General features: G+C 56.8%; 1 protein-coding gene. It reads left to right on the top strand.

Annotated features, from left to right (window positions below; all coding sequences use genetic code 11):
- The coding region (locus ACGF49_RS25255; protein WP_387493552.1) for a hypothetical protein at positions 1-257 on the top strand (257 nt) is incomplete at both ends.

Below are 257 nucleotides of genomic sequence, written 5' to 3'. Positions count from 1 at the left end.
ACATGCGCATCGGCGGCCAGTTGGATAACGCCCTGACGGCCACCGGTCAGGCGCGTGAGCTCAATAACCACGCGGCGACGATTGAAGCCGGGCGCCACTTGAAGATTAATGCCGACCGGATTAACAACACCAACGCCGGGTTGGTGACTCAGGTCGTCGAAACGGAAAAGTCTCAGCATCACGATGCAGTACTCAGCGGCCAGACCACTCGCTATGACTGGTCACAGGTGGACACTTCCCACCGCAATAAATACAAA

It is taken from the genome of Photorhabdus sp. RM96S, from assembly GCF_042879335.1.
Taxonomy (GTDB): domain Bacteria; phylum Pseudomonadota; class Gammaproteobacteria; order Enterobacterales; family Enterobacteriaceae; genus Photorhabdus; species Photorhabdus kayaii.
This window is presented reverse-complemented; position numbering and strand designations above follow the sequence as displayed.